The 16,960-nt window shown below is 64.3% G+C and carries 15 protein-coding genes; 8 read left to right on the forward strand and 7 right to left on the reverse strand.

Features of this window, described 5'->3' with window-relative positions; genetic code table 11:
- Positions 1-4: 4 nt before the first annotated feature.
- The 3 genes from MLD24_RS00370 to gpmM form a co-directional block, all read right to left on the reverse strand.
- On the reverse strand, positions 5-1,414 hold the full coding sequence (locus MLD24_RS00370) for a S41 family peptidase (protein WP_227174090.1): 1,410 nt from the start codon (positions 1,412-1,414) through the stop codon (positions 5-7).
- Between the two features lie 117 nt (positions 1,415-1,531).
- Positions 1,532-2,635, reverse strand: a complete 1,104-nt coding sequence (locus tag MLD24_RS00375; RefSeq protein ID WP_425562305.1) for a murein hydrolase activator EnvC family protein — start codon at positions 2,633-2,635, stop codon at positions 1,532-1,534.
- 115 nt (positions 2,636-2,750) lie between these two features.
- Positions 2,751-4,298, reverse strand: a complete 1,548-nt coding sequence (gene gpmM, locus MLD24_RS00380; RefSeq protein ID WP_248163155.1) for a 2,3-bisphosphoglycerate-independent phosphoglycerate mutase — start codon at positions 4,296-4,298, stop codon at positions 2,751-2,753.
- 141 nt (positions 4,299-4,439) lie between these two features.
- On the opposite strand from gpmM, the gene MLD24_RS00385 reads away from it, so the two are divergent.
- The 8 genes from MLD24_RS00385 to MLD24_RS00420 all read left to right on the forward strand — a co-directional run bounded on the left by MLD24_RS00385 (position 4,440) and on the right by MLD24_RS00420 (position 12,955).
- Positions 4,440-4,856 carry a rhodanese-like domain-containing protein gene (locus MLD24_RS00385; RefSeq protein ID WP_227174094.1) on the forward strand — a complete coding sequence of 139 codons (417 nt, stop codon included), beginning with the start codon at positions 4,440-4,442 and terminating at the stop codon, positions 4,854-4,856.
- Positions 4,857-5,016: 160 nt separating this feature from the next.
- The gene (gene secB / locus MLD24_RS00390) at positions 5,017-5,514 is read left to right on the forward strand and encodes a protein-export chaperone SecB (RefSeq protein WP_227174095.1); all 498 of its coding nucleotides are present in this window, start codon (positions 5,017-5,019) and stop codon (positions 5,512-5,514) included.
- A 316-nt stretch (positions 5,515-5,830) separates the two neighbouring features.
- On the forward strand, positions 5,831-7,870 hold the full coding sequence (locus MLD24_RS00395; protein WP_248163156.1) for a TonB-dependent receptor plug domain-containing protein: 2,040 nt from the start codon (positions 5,831-5,833) through the stop codon (positions 7,868-7,870).
- A gap of 90 nt (positions 7,871-7,960) precedes the next feature.
- On the forward strand, positions 7,961-9,133 hold the full coding sequence (locus MLD24_RS00400) for an HmuY family protein (protein ID WP_248163157.1): 1,173 nt from the start codon (positions 7,961-7,963) through the stop codon (positions 9,131-9,133).
- 4 nt (positions 9,134-9,137) lie between these two features.
- Positions 9,138-10,250 (forward strand): hemin-degrading factor, encoded by a 1,113-nt coding sequence (locus MLD24_RS00405; protein WP_248163158.1) that lies wholly within the window; start codon positions 9,138-9,140, stop codon positions 10,248-10,250.
- Positions 10,241-11,092, forward strand: coding sequence for a heme/hemin ABC transporter substrate-binding protein (locus tag MLD24_RS00410; protein WP_248163159.1), 852 nt, complete (start codon positions 10,241-10,243; stop codon positions 11,090-11,092). Before MLD24_RS00405 ends, MLD24_RS00410 begins: the two co-directional genes overlap by 10 nt.
- Positions 11,082-12,122, forward strand: coding sequence for a FecCD family ABC transporter permease (locus MLD24_RS00415; RefSeq protein ID WP_248163160.1), 1,041 nt, complete (start codon positions 11,082-11,084; stop codon positions 12,120-12,122). The genes MLD24_RS00410 and MLD24_RS00415 overlap by 11 nt, the downstream gene beginning before the upstream one ends.
- Positions 12,122-12,955, forward strand: coding sequence for a heme ABC transporter ATP-binding protein (locus MLD24_RS00420; protein WP_248163161.1), 834 nt, complete (start codon positions 12,122-12,124; stop codon positions 12,953-12,955). The genes MLD24_RS00415 and MLD24_RS00420 overlap by 1 nt, the downstream gene beginning before the upstream one ends.
- 39 nt (positions 12,956-12,994) lie before the next feature.
- Here the strand turns inward: MLD24_RS00420 and trmL are convergent, their stop codons facing one another.
- From trmL to MLD24_RS00440, 4 genes are all read right to left on the reverse strand, one after another.
- Positions 12,995-13,459 (reverse strand): tRNA (uridine(34)/cytosine(34)/5-carboxymethylaminomethyluridine(34)-2'-O)-methyltransferase TrmL, encoded by a 465-nt coding sequence (trmL, locus tag MLD24_RS00425; protein WP_248163353.1) that lies wholly within the window; start codon positions 13,457-13,459, stop codon positions 12,995-12,997.
- Positions 13,460-13,464: 5 nt separating this feature from the next.
- On the reverse strand, positions 13,465-14,643 hold the full coding sequence (locus MLD24_RS00430; protein ID WP_248163162.1) for an acetyl-CoA C-acetyltransferase: 1,179 nt from the start codon (positions 14,641-14,643) through the stop codon (positions 13,465-13,467).
- 101 nt (positions 14,644-14,744) lie between these two features.
- Positions 14,745-15,542: a pteridine reductase gene (locus MLD24_RS00435; protein WP_248163163.1), complete on the reverse strand. Its 798-nt coding sequence runs from the start codon at positions 15,540-15,542 to the stop codon at positions 14,745-14,747.
- Positions 15,543-15,817: 275 nt separating this feature from the next.
- On the reverse strand, positions 15,818-16,936 hold the full coding sequence (locus MLD24_RS00440; protein WP_248163164.1) for a tRNA nucleotidyltransferase/poly(A) polymerase-related protein: 1,119 nt from the start codon (positions 16,934-16,936) through the stop codon (positions 15,818-15,820).
- Positions 16,937-16,960: the final 24 nt, after the last annotated feature.

Raw genomic sequence — 16,960 nt, forward strand, 5'->3', positions numbered from 1 at the left:
CCGGCTAGTTGTCCCCGTCGTCCTGTTTGTTCTGGAAGATGGTCATGCCCTTGAGTAGGTTGAGCGCTGAACGCAGCTGGAAGTCCCGCTCCATGTGGGATTCGTTGGCGTCGCTGTTCTGGTCCTGCTGCTTGCGTTGTTCACTGTTGAGCTCGTCTTCACCGTCGCCGTTTTCCAGGTGGCCGCTGAGATCGGCCTCGGTGAAGAACGGCTGGCCTTCGAACTCGGTGAAGCGGGCCGGCCGCACCTCGATGTCGGGAGTGATGCCGCGGGCCTGGATGGAGCGGCCATCCGGCGTGAAGTAGCGGGCGGTGGTCATCTTGATGGCGTGGGTCTCATCCAGCGGAATGACCGTCTGTACCGAGCCCTTGCCGAAGGACTGGGTGCCCATGACAACCGCACGATGATGATCCTGCAGCGCGCCGGCGAGGATCTCCGAGGCGGACGCCGAGCCGCCGTTGATCAGCACCACGATGGGGGTGTCGGCAATGATATCGCCCGGGGTGGCGCTGAAGCGCAGTCGTGAGCTCTGGATGCGGCCTTCGGTATAGACGATCAGGCCTTCGTCCAGCAGGGCGTCTGCCGCACCCACCGCCGCCTGCAATACACCGCCGGGGTTGTTGCGAACGTCGATCACCAGACCGTCCAGCTGGCCGTCGCTGTCGTCGGCCAGGCTGCGGATGGCGTCGCGGAACTCATTGCCGGTTTCAGACTGGAACTGGGTGATGCGCACGTAACCGTAGCCGGGCTCCAGCAGTCGTGACTTGATGCTGGTGACCTTGATCACATCCCGCACCACATCGATCTCGATGGGGGCGTTCTCGGTTTCCCGCATGATGGTCAGGGACAGTGTGGTGCCGGGCTTGCCGCGCATCAGGTTCACGGCTTCCTCCAGTGACAGCCCCTTGACCGGCTGGTCACCCAGCTTGATGATCAGGTCGCCCGCCTGCACGCCGGCTTTCTGGGCCGGGGTGTCGTCGATGGGGGTGATAACCTTGATGAAGCCGTCTTCCATGCCCACTTCGATGCCCAGACCACCGAATTCACCGGAGGTGCTTTCTTCAAGTTCTTCGTATTCCTTTGGGGCCAGGTAGGTGGAGTGGGGGTCCAGGTCGGCGAGCATGCCCTTGATCGCGCTTTCCAGCAGCTGGCGATCATCCACCTCTTCCACGTAGGCCTCTTTGATGCGGCCAAACACCTCGGTGAACTTGCGCAGGTCTTCCAGCGGCAGTTGCTCTTCCGGGTCGGGCAGGCGGATCTGAACCTGCTGGCCGTTGGCGGTCCCTTCGAGGATCACCTCCTGGTCAGGTGCCTGTTCCTGGGCGGCGGTCAGACCGGGCAGGGTGGTGAGACAGATGGCTGTGGCCAATGCACGAAAAGCTGTTGTCTGGCGTGTACTTCTAACCGTTCCCATTCACCCGTCCTGTATACCTGATTGATTGGGGAGCCCTGAATTTTCCTGCTCGACAGTATGGCGTCCCGTGCCTGCTTTGTCAGCCCTGGCTGCCGGCATCCGTCCCGGCTGGTGGGCTCAGCGAGGTGCCAGCCAGCGACGGGGATTCTGCGGTGTGCCCTTGTGGCGGATCTCGAAGTACACCGCTGGCTGCTCGGTGCCGCCGCTCTGGCCGGCAATGGCGATGGCCTGGCCGGCCGCCACCCAGTCACCGGGGCTGGCTAGCAGGCTGCTGCTGTGGCCGTAGAGGCTCATGTAGCCGTCGCCATGATCGATGATGGTCATCAGCCCGAAGCCTCGCAGCCAGTTGGCGAACACCACGCGGCCATAGTGTACCGCCTTCACCTCGGTCTCGGCGTCAGTGATCAGCAGCAGGCCGTTGTGGCGCAGCCGGCCCTGGGCAAGCTGTTCGCCGAAGTTACGGCTGACCCGTCCGGCGGCAACCGGCCACGGCAGTTTAGCGCGCAGTGACCGGAAAGGTTGTGACTCGTTTGGCGCCGGGATGTTGGCAATGGCGGCCTCAACTTCCTTGAGCAGTTTCTCCAGCCGTACCCGGTCGGATTCCAGCTGTTCCCGCTCATTCTGGCGCTGGCTGATCTCGGTTCGCAGTCGGGCCAGGGTCTGTTGCCGTTCCGCCTTCCTGGTCTCCAGCTGTTGCTGGCGGCTGGCCACGTCCCGCTCCAGCCGGGCCAGTTCGGTCTGGGTCCGGTTGACCTCTTCGCGGGTCGTCTTGAGTGCCTGTAGGCTGGCGTTGAAGGCTTCCAGCCGGCGCACCGTGTCGGCGCTGAGGTACTCGTAGTAGGTCATGGTGCGGGCGACATTCTGGGGATCGATCTCATTCAGCAGGACCTTGATCGCCGGGGTGTCGCCCGCCATCCAGGCCGCGCGGATCTGCTGCTTGAGGCTGTCCCGCTGGCGCGCCAGGGAGGCGGTCAGTTCCTGCTCTTTCTCGCCCAGTTGCGCCAGTCGCGTTCGCTGATTGCCGATCTGGCGGCGCAGGTCGCGACGTTCCCGGGTCAGACGGCTGATGGTTTGCTCGGTGCTGACCAGCTGCTCTTCCAGATCGGAGCGGTCCTCGCGGGCGTCCTGGAGCCAGTCATCGATGTCTTCGATGCGTTCCTTGAGGGCTTCGATCTGAGCTGGTGACACGTCATCGTTAGCGGCCAGCACAGGGGCATTAATCAGGGTCAGGAGCAACAGCAGAGCCGTGCCCAGGCCCCGGGTTCCGCAGGTGCGAAAACCGGAGCCGGGTGAGGGGAGGCGGGTGCGCATCAGCGAGCGCAGGATGATGGCGAGATCAGTGCCGCTCGACCAGGCTGTGCCCGGTCATTTCGGCAGGCTGTTCCAGTCCCATCAGGTCCAGCAGTGACGGTGCGATGTCACTGAGGGCGCCATCGTCCTTCAGCGACAGTGACGCCGAGCCCAGGTAAACCAGCGGCACCGGACCAATGGTGTGAGCGGTATGGACCTGGCCGGAGTTGGGGTCGGTCATCTGCTCGCAGTTACCGTGGTCGGCGGTGACCAAAGCCTGGCCATCGACTTCCTCCAGCGCTTCGGCAATACGTCTGACGCACTGGTCAATGCATTCAGCGGCCTTGATGGCGGCTTCCAGATTGCCGGTATGGCCCACCATATCGCCGTTGGCGTAGTTGCACACCACCAGGTCGTACTTGCCGCTCTTGATGGCTTCCACCAGCTTGTCGGTGACTTCCGGTGCGCTCATTTCTGGCTGCAGGTCGTAAGTGGCTACCTTGGGGGAGGGCACCAGAATCCGGTCTTCGCCCTCGAACGGCGTTTCCAGGCCACCGTTGAAGAAGAAGGTGACGTGGGCGTACTTCTCGGTTTCGGCAATCCGCAGCTGGGTCTTGCCCTGCTGGGCCATGATCTCGCCGAGGCCGTTGACCAGTTTCTCCGGCGGGTAGGCACAGCTGGTGTCGATGTCGGCGGCGTATTCGGTCAGCATCACGAAGTCAGCCAGTTGCGGCCGCTTGCGACGCCCAAACCCTTCCAGCTCGGCTTCAACAAAAGCGCGGGTCATTTCGCGGGCGCGGTCGGCACGGAAGTTCATGAACAGCACCGTGTCGCCTTCATTGATTGTGGCTTCCGACTCGCCGGCGGCCTGGATGCGGGTGGCCTTGACGAACTCGTCGTTTTCACCACGCTCGTAGGCCTGCTCCAGGGCGGCAACCGGGTTGTCGGCAGTGAACTCCGCCTCGCCCAGGGTCATCAGGTTGTAGGCTGCCTCGATGCGATCCCAGCGATTATCCCGGTCCATGGCGTAGTAGCGCCCGATGATCGAGGCCACGCGGCCAACGCCGAGGGATTTGAGCTTGGCGGCTGCCTTTTCCAGTGACGGCTGGGCGCTGCGGGGGGGCATGTCGCGGCCATCCAGGAATGCGTGAACGTAGACTTCCTTGGCACCCCGGCTGGCGGCCAGCTCGGCGGCGGCGAGGATATGATCTTCGTGGCTATGGACGCCGCCAGGGGACAGCAGTCCCATCAGGTGCACGGCACGACCGGCCGCTACGGCCTTGTCGATGGCGGCACACAGCACCGGGTTGGTCTGGAAATCGCCGTCAGCGAGTTCCTTGTCGATACGGGTCAGGCTCTGGTACACCACGCGGCCGGCGCCCAGATTCATGTGACCGACTTCGGAGTTGCCCATCTGGCCCTGGGGCAGCCCCACAAACATGCCGGACGTGTTCACCAGGGTTTTGGGGCGCTGGTGCCAGACCTGGTCCCAGAACGGGGTATTGGCCTTGCTGATGGCGTTGTCTTCCGCCGGGTCTCGGTGTCCCCAGCCATCGAGGATAAGCAGTGCAGTGGGCTTGCGCGTCACAGTCATCACATCGTCCGGTTGAATTGCGGTGAAAAGAACTGCGGCGATTCTACCCGTTTTGCCGGGTGCAGGCTATGTGGGGCGCCTTCTGTCCCCGGGGAGGGGTGTGTATAATCGCGCCAAAATCACTGTTTGCAGGGTCAGTTCATGGACAGGTTGTTCGAGTTCGTTGTCAATCATTACATTCTGGTGTCGGTCTTCGTGGTGCTGTTGATTGCCCTGCTGACGCTGGAATCCCGCCGGGGTGGCCAGAAAGTATCGGCCCAGGCGGCGGTCAGCCTGATCAACCGGGACGAGGCCATTGTGCTGGATATCCGCGACCGCAAGGACTTTGGCGAAGGCCACATCACCGGGTCCCTGCACATTCCCCTCAGCAGCCTGAAAGAGCGTGCCGGTGAACTCGACAAGCACAAGGGCAAACAGATTATTGTTGCGGACAAGATGGGGCAGCACGCCGCCATGGCGGTGAAGCAACTGGTCGCCGATGGCTATGAGAATGTGGTGCGTCTCAACGGCGGTATCGCCGACTGGAAAGCCAGCAACCTGCCGCTGGTCAAGAAGTGATGATCGCCGGGTGACTCCGGTCACCGTCGGGGCCTTGAATTGCCGCGCGATCTGCCGCACTGTCTTACCACAGCACGCAGAACCAGAGAGCTCTGGCCTGCCGCTCATAACCGAATGATAACCGGGCGCATGCCCATCAAGAGATCGAAAAGGATTCACTATGGCTGACAATCAGCAGGCCGCCGCCGGCAACGAAAACCAACCTCAGTTCGCACTGCAGCGTATCTACGTCAAGGACCTGTCTTTCGAGTCTCCGAACTCTCCGGACGTGTTTCAGGAGCAGTGGAAGCCGCAGGTCAGCCTGGACCTCAACACGTCCCACAGCAAGCTGAGTGACAACCAGTTCGAAGTCGTGCTGTCTCTTACTGTCACCGCCAAAGTGGGCGAGAAAGTGGCTTACATCGTCGAAATCCAACAGGGCGGTGTGTTCATGGTTCAGGGCATTGAAGGTCCGCAACTGGGCCAGATGCTGGGTGCGTACTGCCCCAACATCCTGTTCCCCTACGCCCGCGAAGCCATCGACGGAGTCGTCAACAAGGGCAGCTTCCCGGCCCTGATGCTGGCACCGGTCAACTTTGACGCCATCTACGCCCAGGCCCTCAAGCGTCAGCAGGACGAAGCCAAAGGCGAAGCGGCCGAAGAAGGCTCCGCGCACTGATCGCCTGATCGGAGGCTCCCCGGGCCTCCTGATCCTCCCCGGCGTGGCCTCTCGATGGGCGCGCCGGCCCTCCCGCCCAAGCTGTTTACCCATCTCTTTTCGCCAGCGTTTCCCCAGCGCCTTGGCGATGTTTCGAGCGCCCTGCCAGGGCACAACCATCTGGCATCACTGAAAGCCGGTTTTTGAACACTGTCACAACGATGGCCGCCTGGCCCGATCGGCCGTCACCCTCTGCCCGGTATGTCGCATCTCTCATTGACTTGGAGCTAAAAATAAAAAAGAATCACTCTCATTAGCGTTAGCTCTAAGGTTTAAAATGATCCCTCTCACACTCCGGTCTTCCTTTTCGTCCTGCTCACTGTCCGGTTCCCTGCTGCTGACTCTGGCTCTGTCCGGTGTCGTGACGCCCGCTATGGCGGCCAACGAAGAGCAGTCGCACTACCTTGATGAGATTGTAGTCACCGGTACCCGCTCGGCCCGCACTGTCAGCGACACGCCTGTGCGCACCGAAGTGGTGACCCGGCGGGAACTGGAGAAAACCCACGCCCGCTCGGTGGCTGATGCCCTGGAGGATGTACCTGGCCTGCTGCTGCGCAACATCCACGGCAAGGCCGGGCAGGAAGTCTGGTTGCAGGGCATCAACGCCGATCGCGTACTGGTGCTGATTGATGGCATGCCGATGACGGCAACCACCGGGTCGTCGGTGGATGTCAGTCAGCTGGCCATTCTCGATGTTGAACGTATCGAAGTGGTCAAGGGCGCGGTTTCGGCGCAGTACGGCAGTGCCGCCATGGGCGGGGTGATCAATGTCATTACCCGTCAGGTGGAGCCGGGACTGGCGGGCGAGCTGACGATGGATGTCGGCAGCTATGGTGACCAGAACCCCAGCGGCGATCACTGGGATGTGGGCCGCCACAGCCTCCGTGGCGGTGTCGATCTTGGTAATGACCAGTGGCGGCTGCGGGTGTCCGGTTCCAGCCAGGAGTCCGATGGTATCGATCCGCAGCCGGATACCTGGCAGCGGCCGGGGGATGAGTACGAACGTAACCAGTTCAACTCCCGGCTGACCTGGTTGCCACAGGCTGGCCAGGAGGTCTTTGCCGAGGTTGGCGGGTTCGAGGAACAGGCGGCCTCGCGGTTTATTCAGGCTCGCCCCGGCGGGCTCACCGAGAATCACATCAAGGACGAGTCGGTAGAACGGGTGCGGCTGGGCTCGGGTGGCCATCATCAGTTGTCGGAGCGCCAGCAGCTGCACTGGAATCTGTTGCATGAAACCCTGACCGATGACACTGAGAAGTCCGACGCCGCCAGTCGCTACGACTTCCGCAGTGCGGACCTGACCCTGTCCCAGCTGTCTGCCCACACCGAACTGGCCGCGACCGAGTTTCACACCCTGATGGTGGGGGGCGATTACCGTCATGAATCGCTGGAACAGACCAAGGATGGCGTCTCTGAGCTGTTCGGCGACGACCGTGCCAGCCGCAGCAGTCGGGAGCTTTGGCTGCAGGACACCTGGATGCCGAGTGACCGCTGGGAGTGGGTGGTGGGCCTGCGGGGCCAGTACGACTCCGATTTTGGCGACCACTTTGCCCCCAAGCTCAACCTGCGTTACGACCTGGCGCCGGGGAGCGACGTCAACCACTACATCCGCGCCAGTTGGGGTGGCGGCTATCGGGTGCCGAACCTCAAGGAACGCCACTACCTGTTTGATCACAGCCAGCTGGGTTACGTGGTGGTGGGGCAGCCGGAGCTGCGGCCGGAGTCTTCCGAGAGCGTTCAGCTGGGGTGGGGCATAAATGTGCGCCAGCAGGGCTGGTTGGAGGTCAATGCCTTTCTCAACAACATCGAAGACCTGATCCAGACCGAGTTCGATGCCATAGCCACCACCGAGCGGGGCGATGGCGTGGCGGTCTACACCTATCGCAATGTCGCCAAGGCCCGCACCCGCGGTATCGAAACCACCGCCGGCTGGCAGCTCGCTCCCGGCTGGGAACTGACCGCGGGCTACACCTACACCGAGGCCGAAGACCGCTCCGGCGGCGTCGACCTGACCCGCCGCCCGGAACACCAGGGCCGGGTGGCGCTCGATGGCCGTACCGGCATTCCCGGCATGTCCTGGTCCACCCGCATCCGCAGCCAGAGTTCGGAAGTGGTGGACGCCAGTTTCGGCCGCACCTCGCCAGGCTTCACGACGGTCGACCTGAAGCTCAATCAACGTCTCGGCGACAACCTGAAGCTGTTTGCCGGCGTCGACAACCTCACCGACCGCCAGCGCGATTTCGACAACCAGAACGATTTTGGCCCGGTGGCGGGGCGCTTCATCTACGGCGGCCTGACACTGAAGTTCGCCCGCTGATGACTCGAGACGCTGGTGAAACGCCAGTGGCAACCCATTGAAAAAATGAAAACCAACCCTTCACGCTTGATAACAGAAAAGGACAGATCCATGGCACAGACACGCTGGATGATTGGAATGGCCCTGACCACCACACTCCTGACCGGGTGCGGCGGCAGCAGCGACAACAAGATCGACGACAACCCCGATAACGGCGGTTCCGACAATGGTGGTGACGGCATCACCCGCATGGTGGTCGATGCCTCCAGCAGTGACACCATGGCCTACCTCAATCTGGCGTCTGGCGAGGTACTGAACCTGACCGCAGCCCAGGCCGCCGAGTCCGAGGACTGGCACCTGGCCCTGCGCCGCTACAACATCCAGCTCAATGGCGGTGCGTCCGGGCCGGGCGCCGTGGTCGGCGTGGTCGGTGACGATCAGGCGGACTTCTATGATGACAGTGGCGAGCCAGTGGCCAACGTGTTCCTCAACGCCACCCCGGATTCCGAACTGGAGCACCTGAAAGACACCTTTACCGCGCCCGCCCGCTGGAGCCAGGACTCTGTAGTCAGTGGTCTCGGCGAAGCCTGGTACAACTACGACCACAGCAACGGCAACATGTCGGCCAACAGCGACAACGGCTATCTGCTGCGCTCCGGCGAAGGCGACAGCTACGCCCGCCTGCGGGCCACCGAGTTTACCTTCCCGACCCGTACCGGGCAGGGCATTACCAGCTTTGAGTTCAGCTTTGACGTCCAGCCCGCCGGTACCGAACAGTTCACCGGCACCGCCACCTTTACCGGATCGATTCCGCCGGAAGGTGGTGAGCGCTGCTTCGATTTCGACAGCAATGCCACCGTCGACTGCGCCAGCTCCGAGAACTGGGACCTGGTCCTCGGCTTTGCCGATCGCAGTCTCTACCTGCGAACCAACAGTGGCCCTTCCGGCAATGGGGACGGCGGTGCCTTCGGCCCGATGACCTGGAGCGATCTGTCCGATTACACCAGCGCCACCACCGATCCCGGTGGCAATTCACTGGCCAGCCATTTCAACGCCGATTCCACCGGCGGGGTGTTTGTGGATCATGGCTGGTACGCCTACAACCTGAGCGAACAGCACCAGCTCTGGCCAAACTACCGGGTCTACCTGATCGATACCGACCGCAACGATGACGCCTCGCCGGTCTACGCCGTGCAGCTGATCGGCTACTACGGTGACGACGGCGAAAGCGGTCAGCCGGTGCTGCGCTGGCGTGAAGTCACCCTGACCGAAGCAGCGGAGTAACAGCATGGCTGCGATGGATACCATTTCAGAAGTGCCACAGGCGCCGATCGATCACACGCTGGCCCAGCGCTGGCAGGCGTTGCTGGCGGAACAGCCCAATCTGCGGATTCGCAACGCCGCCCGCGAGTTGGGGGTGAGTGAACTGGAGCTGCTGCTGTGCCGTGAAGCCGGCTCGGTCACTCCGTTGGTGGCCGACTTTGGCGGCCTGCTCAAGGCGATGGACCCGGTTGGGGAGGTGATGATCCTCAGTCGCAACGAGCAGGTTGTCCATGAAGTAACCGCCGCCTTCCACGACTTCAAGGTGGGGGGCTCCGGGGCCATGGGGCTGGCCGTGGGGGACATCGATGTGCGGGTGTTCTTCAATAACTGGCACTACGGCTACCGGGTGCTGGAATCCGGACGCGGTGGCACCCGCGAGAGCCTGCAGTTCTTCGATGGTCATGGTCGGGCGGTGCACAAGATCTACCGCACCGACGGCACCGATGCCGAAGCCTGGGAGGCGCTGGTAGCGCGCTTTCAGGCCGACGCCGATACCTTACCGGCGCTGGCTCCGGTACTGAATCCGGCGCCGGCGCCCCAGCCCCGAACACCGGTCGCCGAGGTTGAGCTGGCACCGTTACAGGCGGACTGGGCCGCGCTCAAGGACGTCCATCACTTCCACGCCATGCTCAAGCGCAACAAGGTGGACCGGCTGACGGCGGTAGAGCTGATGGGGCCGGACTGGTGCCGACAGCTGCAGACCCAGCCCGAACTGGCACCATCGCCGCTGGATCTATTGTTGCACCAGGTGCAGCGCAGTGAATGCCCGGTGATGGTGTTTGTGGGCAATCCCGGCATCGTGCAGATCTTTACCGGCACCGTCAGTAACCTGCGCCGCACCGGACCGTGGATGAACGTGCTGGACCCTGGTTTCAACCTGCATGCCAACACCGACGGCATCACCGCCTGGTGGGTGACCCGACGGCCCTCCACCGACGGCACCATCACCTCGGTGGAAGGCTACAACGCCGACGGCGAGCTGGTGATCACCGTGTTTGGCAAGCGCAAACCCGGGCAGGCGGAATCGGAAGCCTGGCGGGCGGAAGTGTGGGCTCTGGAGGAGGCGTTATGCGTATAACCCTGCTGGCTGCTCTGACGCTGCTGACATCGGTGGCCCAGGCGGCAGACCCGGCATCCGATCTTCGGGTTGTCAGTGCCAACGGCGCCATCACCGAAACCATCTATGCCCTGGGGGGCGAAGAGGCTCTGGTAGCGGTAGACACCACCAGTGTCTATCCGGCAGAGGCCCGCCGCCTGCCCAAGGTTGGCTATCTGCGGGCGCTGCCATTTGAAGGCGTGCTGTCGCTGCAGCCGGATCGGCTGATCACCACCGTGGAGGCCCAGCCGAAACAGACCCTGGAGCGTCTGGCGGCCGCCGGCGTGGAGGTGGAACAGCTGCCGCTGGCCCGTTCGCCCGAGGCCACCATGGCGCGGGTCACCCGGGTGGGTGAGCTGCTTGGCAAACAGACGGAGGCGGCCGCGCTGGTGGCGGAAATGGCCGATGACTTCGCTGCACTTGCCAAAGACGTCGAGGCCCGGGGCTGGCGGCCGAGGGTGCTGCTGATCATGTCTGCCGGTAACCATGGCGTGGTGTTTGGTGGCGCCGACACCGGGGCTGATGCCTTTATCCAGAGCCTGGGCGCCGACAACGCCGTGGCGACGGTGACGGGCTACAAGCCGGCAAGCCGGGAGGCAATCATCAGTGCCAGCCCCGATGCGATCATCATCGCCGAAGCGACCCCGGGCCAGTTCCGGATAGAGGATTGGCCGGAACTGGCGCAGCTGCCGGCCTGGAGCAGCGGCCACCATTACACCGGCGACAGCATGTTCCTGCTGGGGTATGGCCCGCGCCTGGCGGACGCGCTGGCAGAGGTGAACGAGATCCTGCCGAGTCAGCCCGTGTCGGGCCATGACGACTGAGGCAACGGTCAGGCGCCTGCCGCCGGCGCCGGTGTATGCCGCGCTGTTGCTGCTGTCACTGGCGGTGGCGCTGCTGTCACTGACCAGTGGTGCCTACCCGCTGCCAGCCAGGCAGGTACTGGCATTGCTGGCAAACAGCAATGCCGGTGACACCGCGGCACAGATGGTGCTGTTCGATATTCGTATGCCGCGGCTGCTGCTGGGGTTCCTGACCGGGGCGGTGCTGGCGGTGTCCGGCGCAATCCTGCAGGGGCTGTTTCGCAACCCGTTGGCGGACCCGGTGTTGATCGGGGTGTCCGGTGGCGCGGCGATGGCTGCGGTGGCGGTGATTGTGCTGGGCAGCACCTGGCTGTCGGGCTGGACCCTGTTTGCCGGTCGCTGGGCGATCCCGGTGGCCGCGTTCCTGGGGGCCACCGGCACCACGCTGCTGGCCTGGCGCATTGCCAGCCGCTCCGGCCAGGTCTCGGTGGCCACCCTGCTGCTGGCGGGGATCGCCATCAACGCCATCGCCGCCGCGATCACCGGGTTGCTGACCTTCCATGCCGACGACGGTGAGCTCCGCTCCCTGACCTTCTGGAACATGGGCAGCCTGGGGCAGGCGCGCTGGGACGACCTGGTGGTGGCGGGGCCGTGGATGCTGCTGGCACTGGTGCTGGCGCCCTGGCTGGCAAGACCGCTGGACGCCTTCACCATGGGCGAGGCGGTCGCCGGCCACCTGGGCTATTCGGTGGTGTGGATCAAGCGCGGCGCGATCCTGCTGGTGGCACTGGGTGCGGGAGCGGCAGTGGCGGTGACCGGGCTGATCGGCTTTGTGGGCCTGGTGGTGCCGCATCTGCTGCGGCAACTGGTGGGCGCCGGCCATCGCCTGCTGCTGCCAGGCTCCGCCCTCGCCGGGGGCGCGCTGCTGGTGGGGGCGGACTGCATTGCGCGGGTCATTGTGGCGCCGGCGGAGTTGCCCATCGGGCTGATGATGGCGCTGCTGGGCGGCCCGTTCTTTCTGTTTCTGTTGATGCGAATGAGGGTGAGCTGATGGTGTTCGATGTAGGCCGGGTCTTGCAGATTGACGACGTCAGCCTCAGTTTGGGTGGCAAGACCGTACTGAGCCAGGCGTCGCTGTCACTGCAGCAGGGAGAGCTTCTGGCGCTGCTGGGCCCCAACGGCGCGGGCAAATCCTCATTGCTGAAAGTCGCCTCCGGCGATCTGGAGCTGCAGAGTGGACGGGTGCACATCGCCGGCAAGCGCCTGCAGGTCTGGCGTCGGCCTGAGCTGGCGCGGCACCGGGCGGTGATGCCCCAGCGGGTGGAAGTGAACTTTCCGTTCACCGCCCGCGAGATTGTTGCCCTCGGTTGTTGCCGTGGCAGCCAGGAAGAGCGGGATGAGCTGATCGAGCATTTGCTAAGGCGACTGGAGGTGGCGGCGCTGGCTGACCGGCTGATTTCAACCCTGTCCGGCGGTGAGCAGCAGCGAGTGCAGCTGGCGCGGGTACTGGCCCAGCTCTGGCACAGTTCCGGGCCCCGGTTGCTGCTGCTGGACGAATGCACCTCCGCCCTCGATCCGGCCCAGCAACAGCTGGTGTTCGGATTGCTGCGGGAACTGGCGAGTGACCAGGGCTACGCCATCCTGGCGGTGGTGCACGATCTCAACCTGGCGGCCGCCTACGCCGATCGTCTGGTGGTGATGTCCCGGGGCCAAACCCGGATAGATGGCTGCCCCGGGGACGTCCTCACGCCAGCCATGCTGGAGCGGGTCTACGGGTTGCGGGCCCGGGTGGAGCAGTTGCCGGAAGGCTACCCCATGGTGGTGCCACTGGGGACCTCGGGGGCGTCGTTCGCGCCCATGGCTGCCGCCATGGGCGCAGGTTAGTTAACCGGGGGCTTTAACGTCTTCCCCCGCACCGCGCGCTCAAGCGCCACCGGCAAAGCCCAGCTGGCGCCAGGCTTCGTAAACCACCAGCGCGGCGGTGTTGGACAGATTGAGGCTGCGGCTGTCCGCCCGCATTGGCACCCGCAGCCGCCGGTCTTCCGCCAGACCCTCGCGGACCGCCGCCGGCAGACCGCGGGTTTCGGGGCCGAACATCAGGTAGTCACCGTCTTCGTAGTGAACCTCATGGTAGCCGCGCTGTCCCCGCGTGGTGAGGCCGAACAGCCGTTGCGGCTGTTCCCGTTCCAGAAAGCTGGCGTAGTCCAGGTGCACCCGGACTGAGGCGTACTCCCGGTAATCCAGTCCCGCCCGGCGCATTTGCTTGTCCTCCAGGCTGAAGCCCAGCGGCTCGATCAGATGCAGCTGGCAGCCGGTGTTGGCGCAGAGCCGGATGATGTTGCCGGTGTTCGGCGGTATCTCCGGCTCGTACAGCACCACATTGAGCAGGGCCATTACCGCTCAACAGCGAGGGCCACGCCCATACCGCCACCAATGCACAGGGTTGCCAGGCCCTTGTGGGCATCGCGCCGCATCATTTCGTGAATCAGGGTGACCAGTACCCGGCAGCCGGAGGCGCCGATGGGGTGGCCCAGCGCAATCGCGCCACCGTTCACATTGACCTTGTCGGTATCCCAGCCCAGATCCCGGTTGACGGAGATGGCCTGGGCGGCAAAGGCCTCGTTGGCCTCCACCAGGTCCAGATCGTCCACCGACCAGCCGGCCCGCTCCAGACAGCGACGGCTGGCGGGAATCGGGCCGGTGCCCATGATGGTGGGGTCGACGCCGGCACTGGCGTGGGCGCGAATGGTTACCAGCGGCGTCAGGCCCAGGGCCTGGGCTTTCTCCGCGCTGCACACCATCACCGCCGCGGCGCCGTCGTTGAGTGAAGAGGCGTTACCGGCAGTCACGGAGCCGTCCTTGCGGAATGCCGGGCGCAGCTTGGCGAGGCCATCGGCGCTGACGCCATCACGGGGGCATTCGTCCTTATCCACCACCACCGGGTCGCCTTTGCGCTGGGGAATGCTCACCGGCACGATCTGGCCGCTGAAATGACCCGCCTGCTGGGCTGCTACGGCTTTCTGCTGGGAGGCGGCAGCAAAGGCGTCCTGCTCCTCGCGGCTGATGTCGTACTTGTCGACGATATTCTCCGCGGTGATGCCCATGTGGTAGTCGTTGAAGGCATCCCAGAGGCCGTCGTGCACCATGGTGTCGATCATGGTCCAGTTGCCCATGCGCTGGCCGTTACGGCTGTTGGGCACCACGTGGGGAGACTGGCTCATGCTTTCCTGGCCACCGGCAATGATCATGTCGGCATCGCCGCAGCGGATGGCCTGCACCGCCATATGGACCGCTTTCAGCCCGGAGCCACACACCTTGTTGATGGTGATGGCGGGAACCGAGGCCGGCAGGCCGGCATGGATGGCAGCCTGGCGAGCCGGGTTCTGGCCACTGCCAGCGGTGAGTACCTGGCCCAGCACCACCTCGTTGATCTGCTCGGGGGCCACGCCGGTTTCCTCCAGCAGGTTGCGGATCACCGCGGCACCGAGCTGGTCGGCCCGCAGGCTGGACAGGCCACCACCGAAGCTTCCGATGGCGGTACGTTTGGCGGCAACAATGACTACGTCACGCATGGCAATTCTCCTGATTGATTGGGCGGTCCGGCGTTATGGTATGCGGCGTTTATGGTGCGGACCTCAGAAAGTCGTTCATTGTACCTGCTGGCCGGTGTGAGCTACAGGCTCAGGCTGCGGCCGCCATCGACGGACAGGATCTGCCCGGTCACGAAGGGCGCGTCGCACAGCAGATAGGCCACCGCACCGGCGATGTCCTCCGGTGTCCCCGTCCGGCCCAGCGGGGTCTGGCGGAGGATGCCCTGGCGGTAGTCGCCGTCATCGTTGGCGGGGTTGCCATCGTTGTCGTCGTTAGGACGGTAACCATCGTCCTGGTCCGGCCACAGGATCGCGCCGGGGGAGACCCCGTTCACCCGAATCGCCGGGCCCAGGTCGTTGGCCCAGCTGCGGGTCAGGGCCGCCAGGCCGGCCTTGCTGGCGCAGTAGAGCGGGTGATCCGCCAGTGGCCGCTCGCTGTAGATGTCGATCAGGTTGATCACCGCGCCCTGGGTTGCCGTGAGTGCCGCCTGGCAGCCCTGCAGCAGAAAATAGGGCGCCCGCAGGTTGGTGTGTAACAGTCGCGACCAATCGTCGGCGCTGGTTTCGCCAACCGGGGTGGGGAAGAACTCCGACGCGTTGTTGATCAGAGCGTCCAGGCGCCCCCATTGGTCGACGGCCTGTTGCGCAAGTGCCTCAACCTGGTTGAGATCGGCAAGGTCCGCCGCCAGGGTGGTGGCGGAACCCTTTCGCTGCCGGTTCAGCTCCCGGGCCAGAGCGTCGGCCTGGGCGCGGCGGGAGCGACAGTGGATCAGCACCCGCCAGCCCCGCTGGTGCAGGTGGCGGGCCATGGTGGCGCCAAGCCGGTGGGCCGCGCCGGTGATGAGAACAACCGGTGATTTCTGGTCCTGCTGATGGGTCATGGTGGCTTCCTAGTGTCCCGTCTGGCTCATTCGTTGACTTACTGAGCCACTGACAACCCGAAGAGCTAGGCGTGCTGGTGACGGTTTGGTGGTTCCAAATCGAGACAGTACAACAACGCTATTCGGGTTGTCAGTGGCTCCCGAAGGGCTTGTCTCTGAGGGCTCTGAGCCTGTGTTGCCACTGTTTGATGTGGAACCACCACATCGGCACAGCGGCGCCTTGGTCAGAACCCTCAGAGACAAGCAGTAAGCCAACGAATGAGCCAGACGGGACACTAGTAAACGGCGTTCTGGGTTAACCGCTGGAGCCGCGCCAGCTTCTCCTTGCGGATGGCGTCTCCCAATGCCTTGCCCTGATGGCCCTCTGCCATCAGCGCCTGAGCATCCACCCGGGCGGTCAGGTCGCGGGCCTTACTCAGCCAGTCGGCCTGGTCGGCGGTCAGAGCGGCGTGGGTGCAGCGGCAGGTCTGCAGCAGGCGTTCAAAGCGGTCAGCTTTGCGCCAGGCATCGACGCGCTCCAGCCAGCCCAGTAGGGCCTCGGCGTCAGGTTGGTTGACGATACACGCGGCTTCCGGTCCCTGCCCGGCAACGAGTGCGGTCAGTTGGATACCGTCGTTGGGGGCCTTCAAGGCCTTGGCTCGGGCCTGGGCGATCCTGGCTGTCAGCGGCGACAGCAGGCCGGCGAGCCGCATCTCGGTGGTCGCGGCTGTGGGGGCCAGGCACCGGAGCGTGGCCATGGCCTGGTTGAATGTCTCAGCCGGGGCGAGTTCCGGTATCAGGACCTCGAGGGCGCCACAGTCCCTCAGGACCTGGAAGAATACCTCCGGGGCCTGTTCGTGCAGGGCCCGCTGGATCTCCTGCCAGACCCGCTCCGCGACCAGATGGGCCACCTCCCCATCGGCGGTCATCCTCGCCATCAGTGCCTGGGTCTCCTCCGCGACCGTAAAACCCAGCGGCGCGAAACGGGCGGCAAAGCGGGCGGTACGGAGGATGCGCAACGGGTCCTCACTGAACGCGGGCGAGACGTGACGAAGCCGTCGGGCTTTAAGGTCGGCCTGACCATTGAAGGGGTCCACTACCTGGCCTGCCTGATCCCGGGCCATGGCGTTGATGGTGAGGTCCCGGCGGATCAGGTCGTCTTCCAGGGTGACGTCCGGTGCGCTGTAGACGGTGAAGCCGTGGTAGCCGTGGCCCTGCTTGCGTTCGGTGCGGGCGAGGGCGTACTCCTCATGGCTGTCGGGGTGGAGGAACACCGGGAAGTCTGCGCCGACCTGTTTGAACCCCTTGGCCAGCATGTCTTCGGGGGTTGCGCCCACCACCACCCAGTCCCGGTCCTTGACCGGTAATTGCAGCAGGTCGTCGCGCACCGCGCCACCGACGAGGTAGATCTCCATAGTGCTCCTTAATTCTGCCCCTGA

This window comes from Marinobacter xestospongiae (genome assembly GCF_023156385.1).
GTDB lineage: Bacteria > Pseudomonadota > Gammaproteobacteria > Pseudomonadales > Oleiphilaceae > Marinobacter > Marinobacter xestospongiae.

Excerpts from the sequence above, each read along its gene's own strand:
- MLD24_RS00405 (WP_248163158.1), top strand. The coding sequence starts at position 9,138 with ATGGCTGCGATGGATACCATTTCAGAAGTGCCACAGGCGCCGATCGAT.
- MLD24_RS00370 (WP_227174090.1), bottom strand. The coding sequence starts at position 1,414 with ATGGGAACGGTTAGAAGTACACGCCAGACAACAGCTTTTCGTGCATTG.
- secB (WP_227174095.1), top strand. The coding sequence starts at position 5,017 with ATGGCTGACAATCAGCAGGCCGCCGCCGGCAACGAAAACCAACCTCAG.
- gpmM (WP_248163155.1), bottom strand. The coding sequence starts at position 4,298 with ATGACTGTGACGCGCAAGCCCACTGCACTGCTTATCCTCGATGGCTGG.
- MLD24_RS00400 (WP_248163157.1), top strand. The coding sequence starts at position 7,961 with ATGGCACAGACACGCTGGATGATTGGAATGGCCCTGACCACCACACTC.
- MLD24_RS00395 (WP_248163156.1), top strand. The coding sequence starts at position 5,831 with ATGATCCCTCTCACACTCCGGTCTTCCTTTTCGTCCTGCTCACTGTCC.
- MLD24_RS00415 (WP_248163160.1), top strand. The coding sequence starts at position 11,082 with ATGACGACTGAGGCAACGGTCAGGCGCCTGCCGCCGGCGCCGGTGTAT.
- MLD24_RS00440 (WP_248163164.1), bottom strand. The coding sequence starts at position 16,936 with ATGGAGATCTACCTCGTCGGTGGCGCGGTGCGCGACGACCTGCTGCAA.
- MLD24_RS00385 (WP_227174094.1), top strand. The coding sequence starts at position 4,440 with ATGGACAGGTTGTTCGAGTTCGTTGTCAATCATTACATTCTGGTGTCG.
- MLD24_RS00435 (WP_248163163.1), bottom strand. The coding sequence starts at position 15,542 with ATGACCCATCAGCAGGACCAGAAATCACCGGTTGTTCTCATCACCGGC.
- MLD24_RS00410 (WP_248163159.1), top strand. The coding sequence starts at position 10,241 with ATGCGTATAACCCTGCTGGCTGCTCTGACGCTGCTGACATCGGTGGCC.
- MLD24_RS00430 (WP_248163162.1), bottom strand. The coding sequence starts at position 14,643 with ATGCGTGACGTAGTCATTGTTGCCGCCAAACGTACCGCCATCGGAAGC.
- MLD24_RS00420 (WP_248163161.1), top strand. The coding sequence starts at position 12,122 with ATGGTGTTCGATGTAGGCCGGGTCTTGCAGATTGACGACGTCAGCCTC.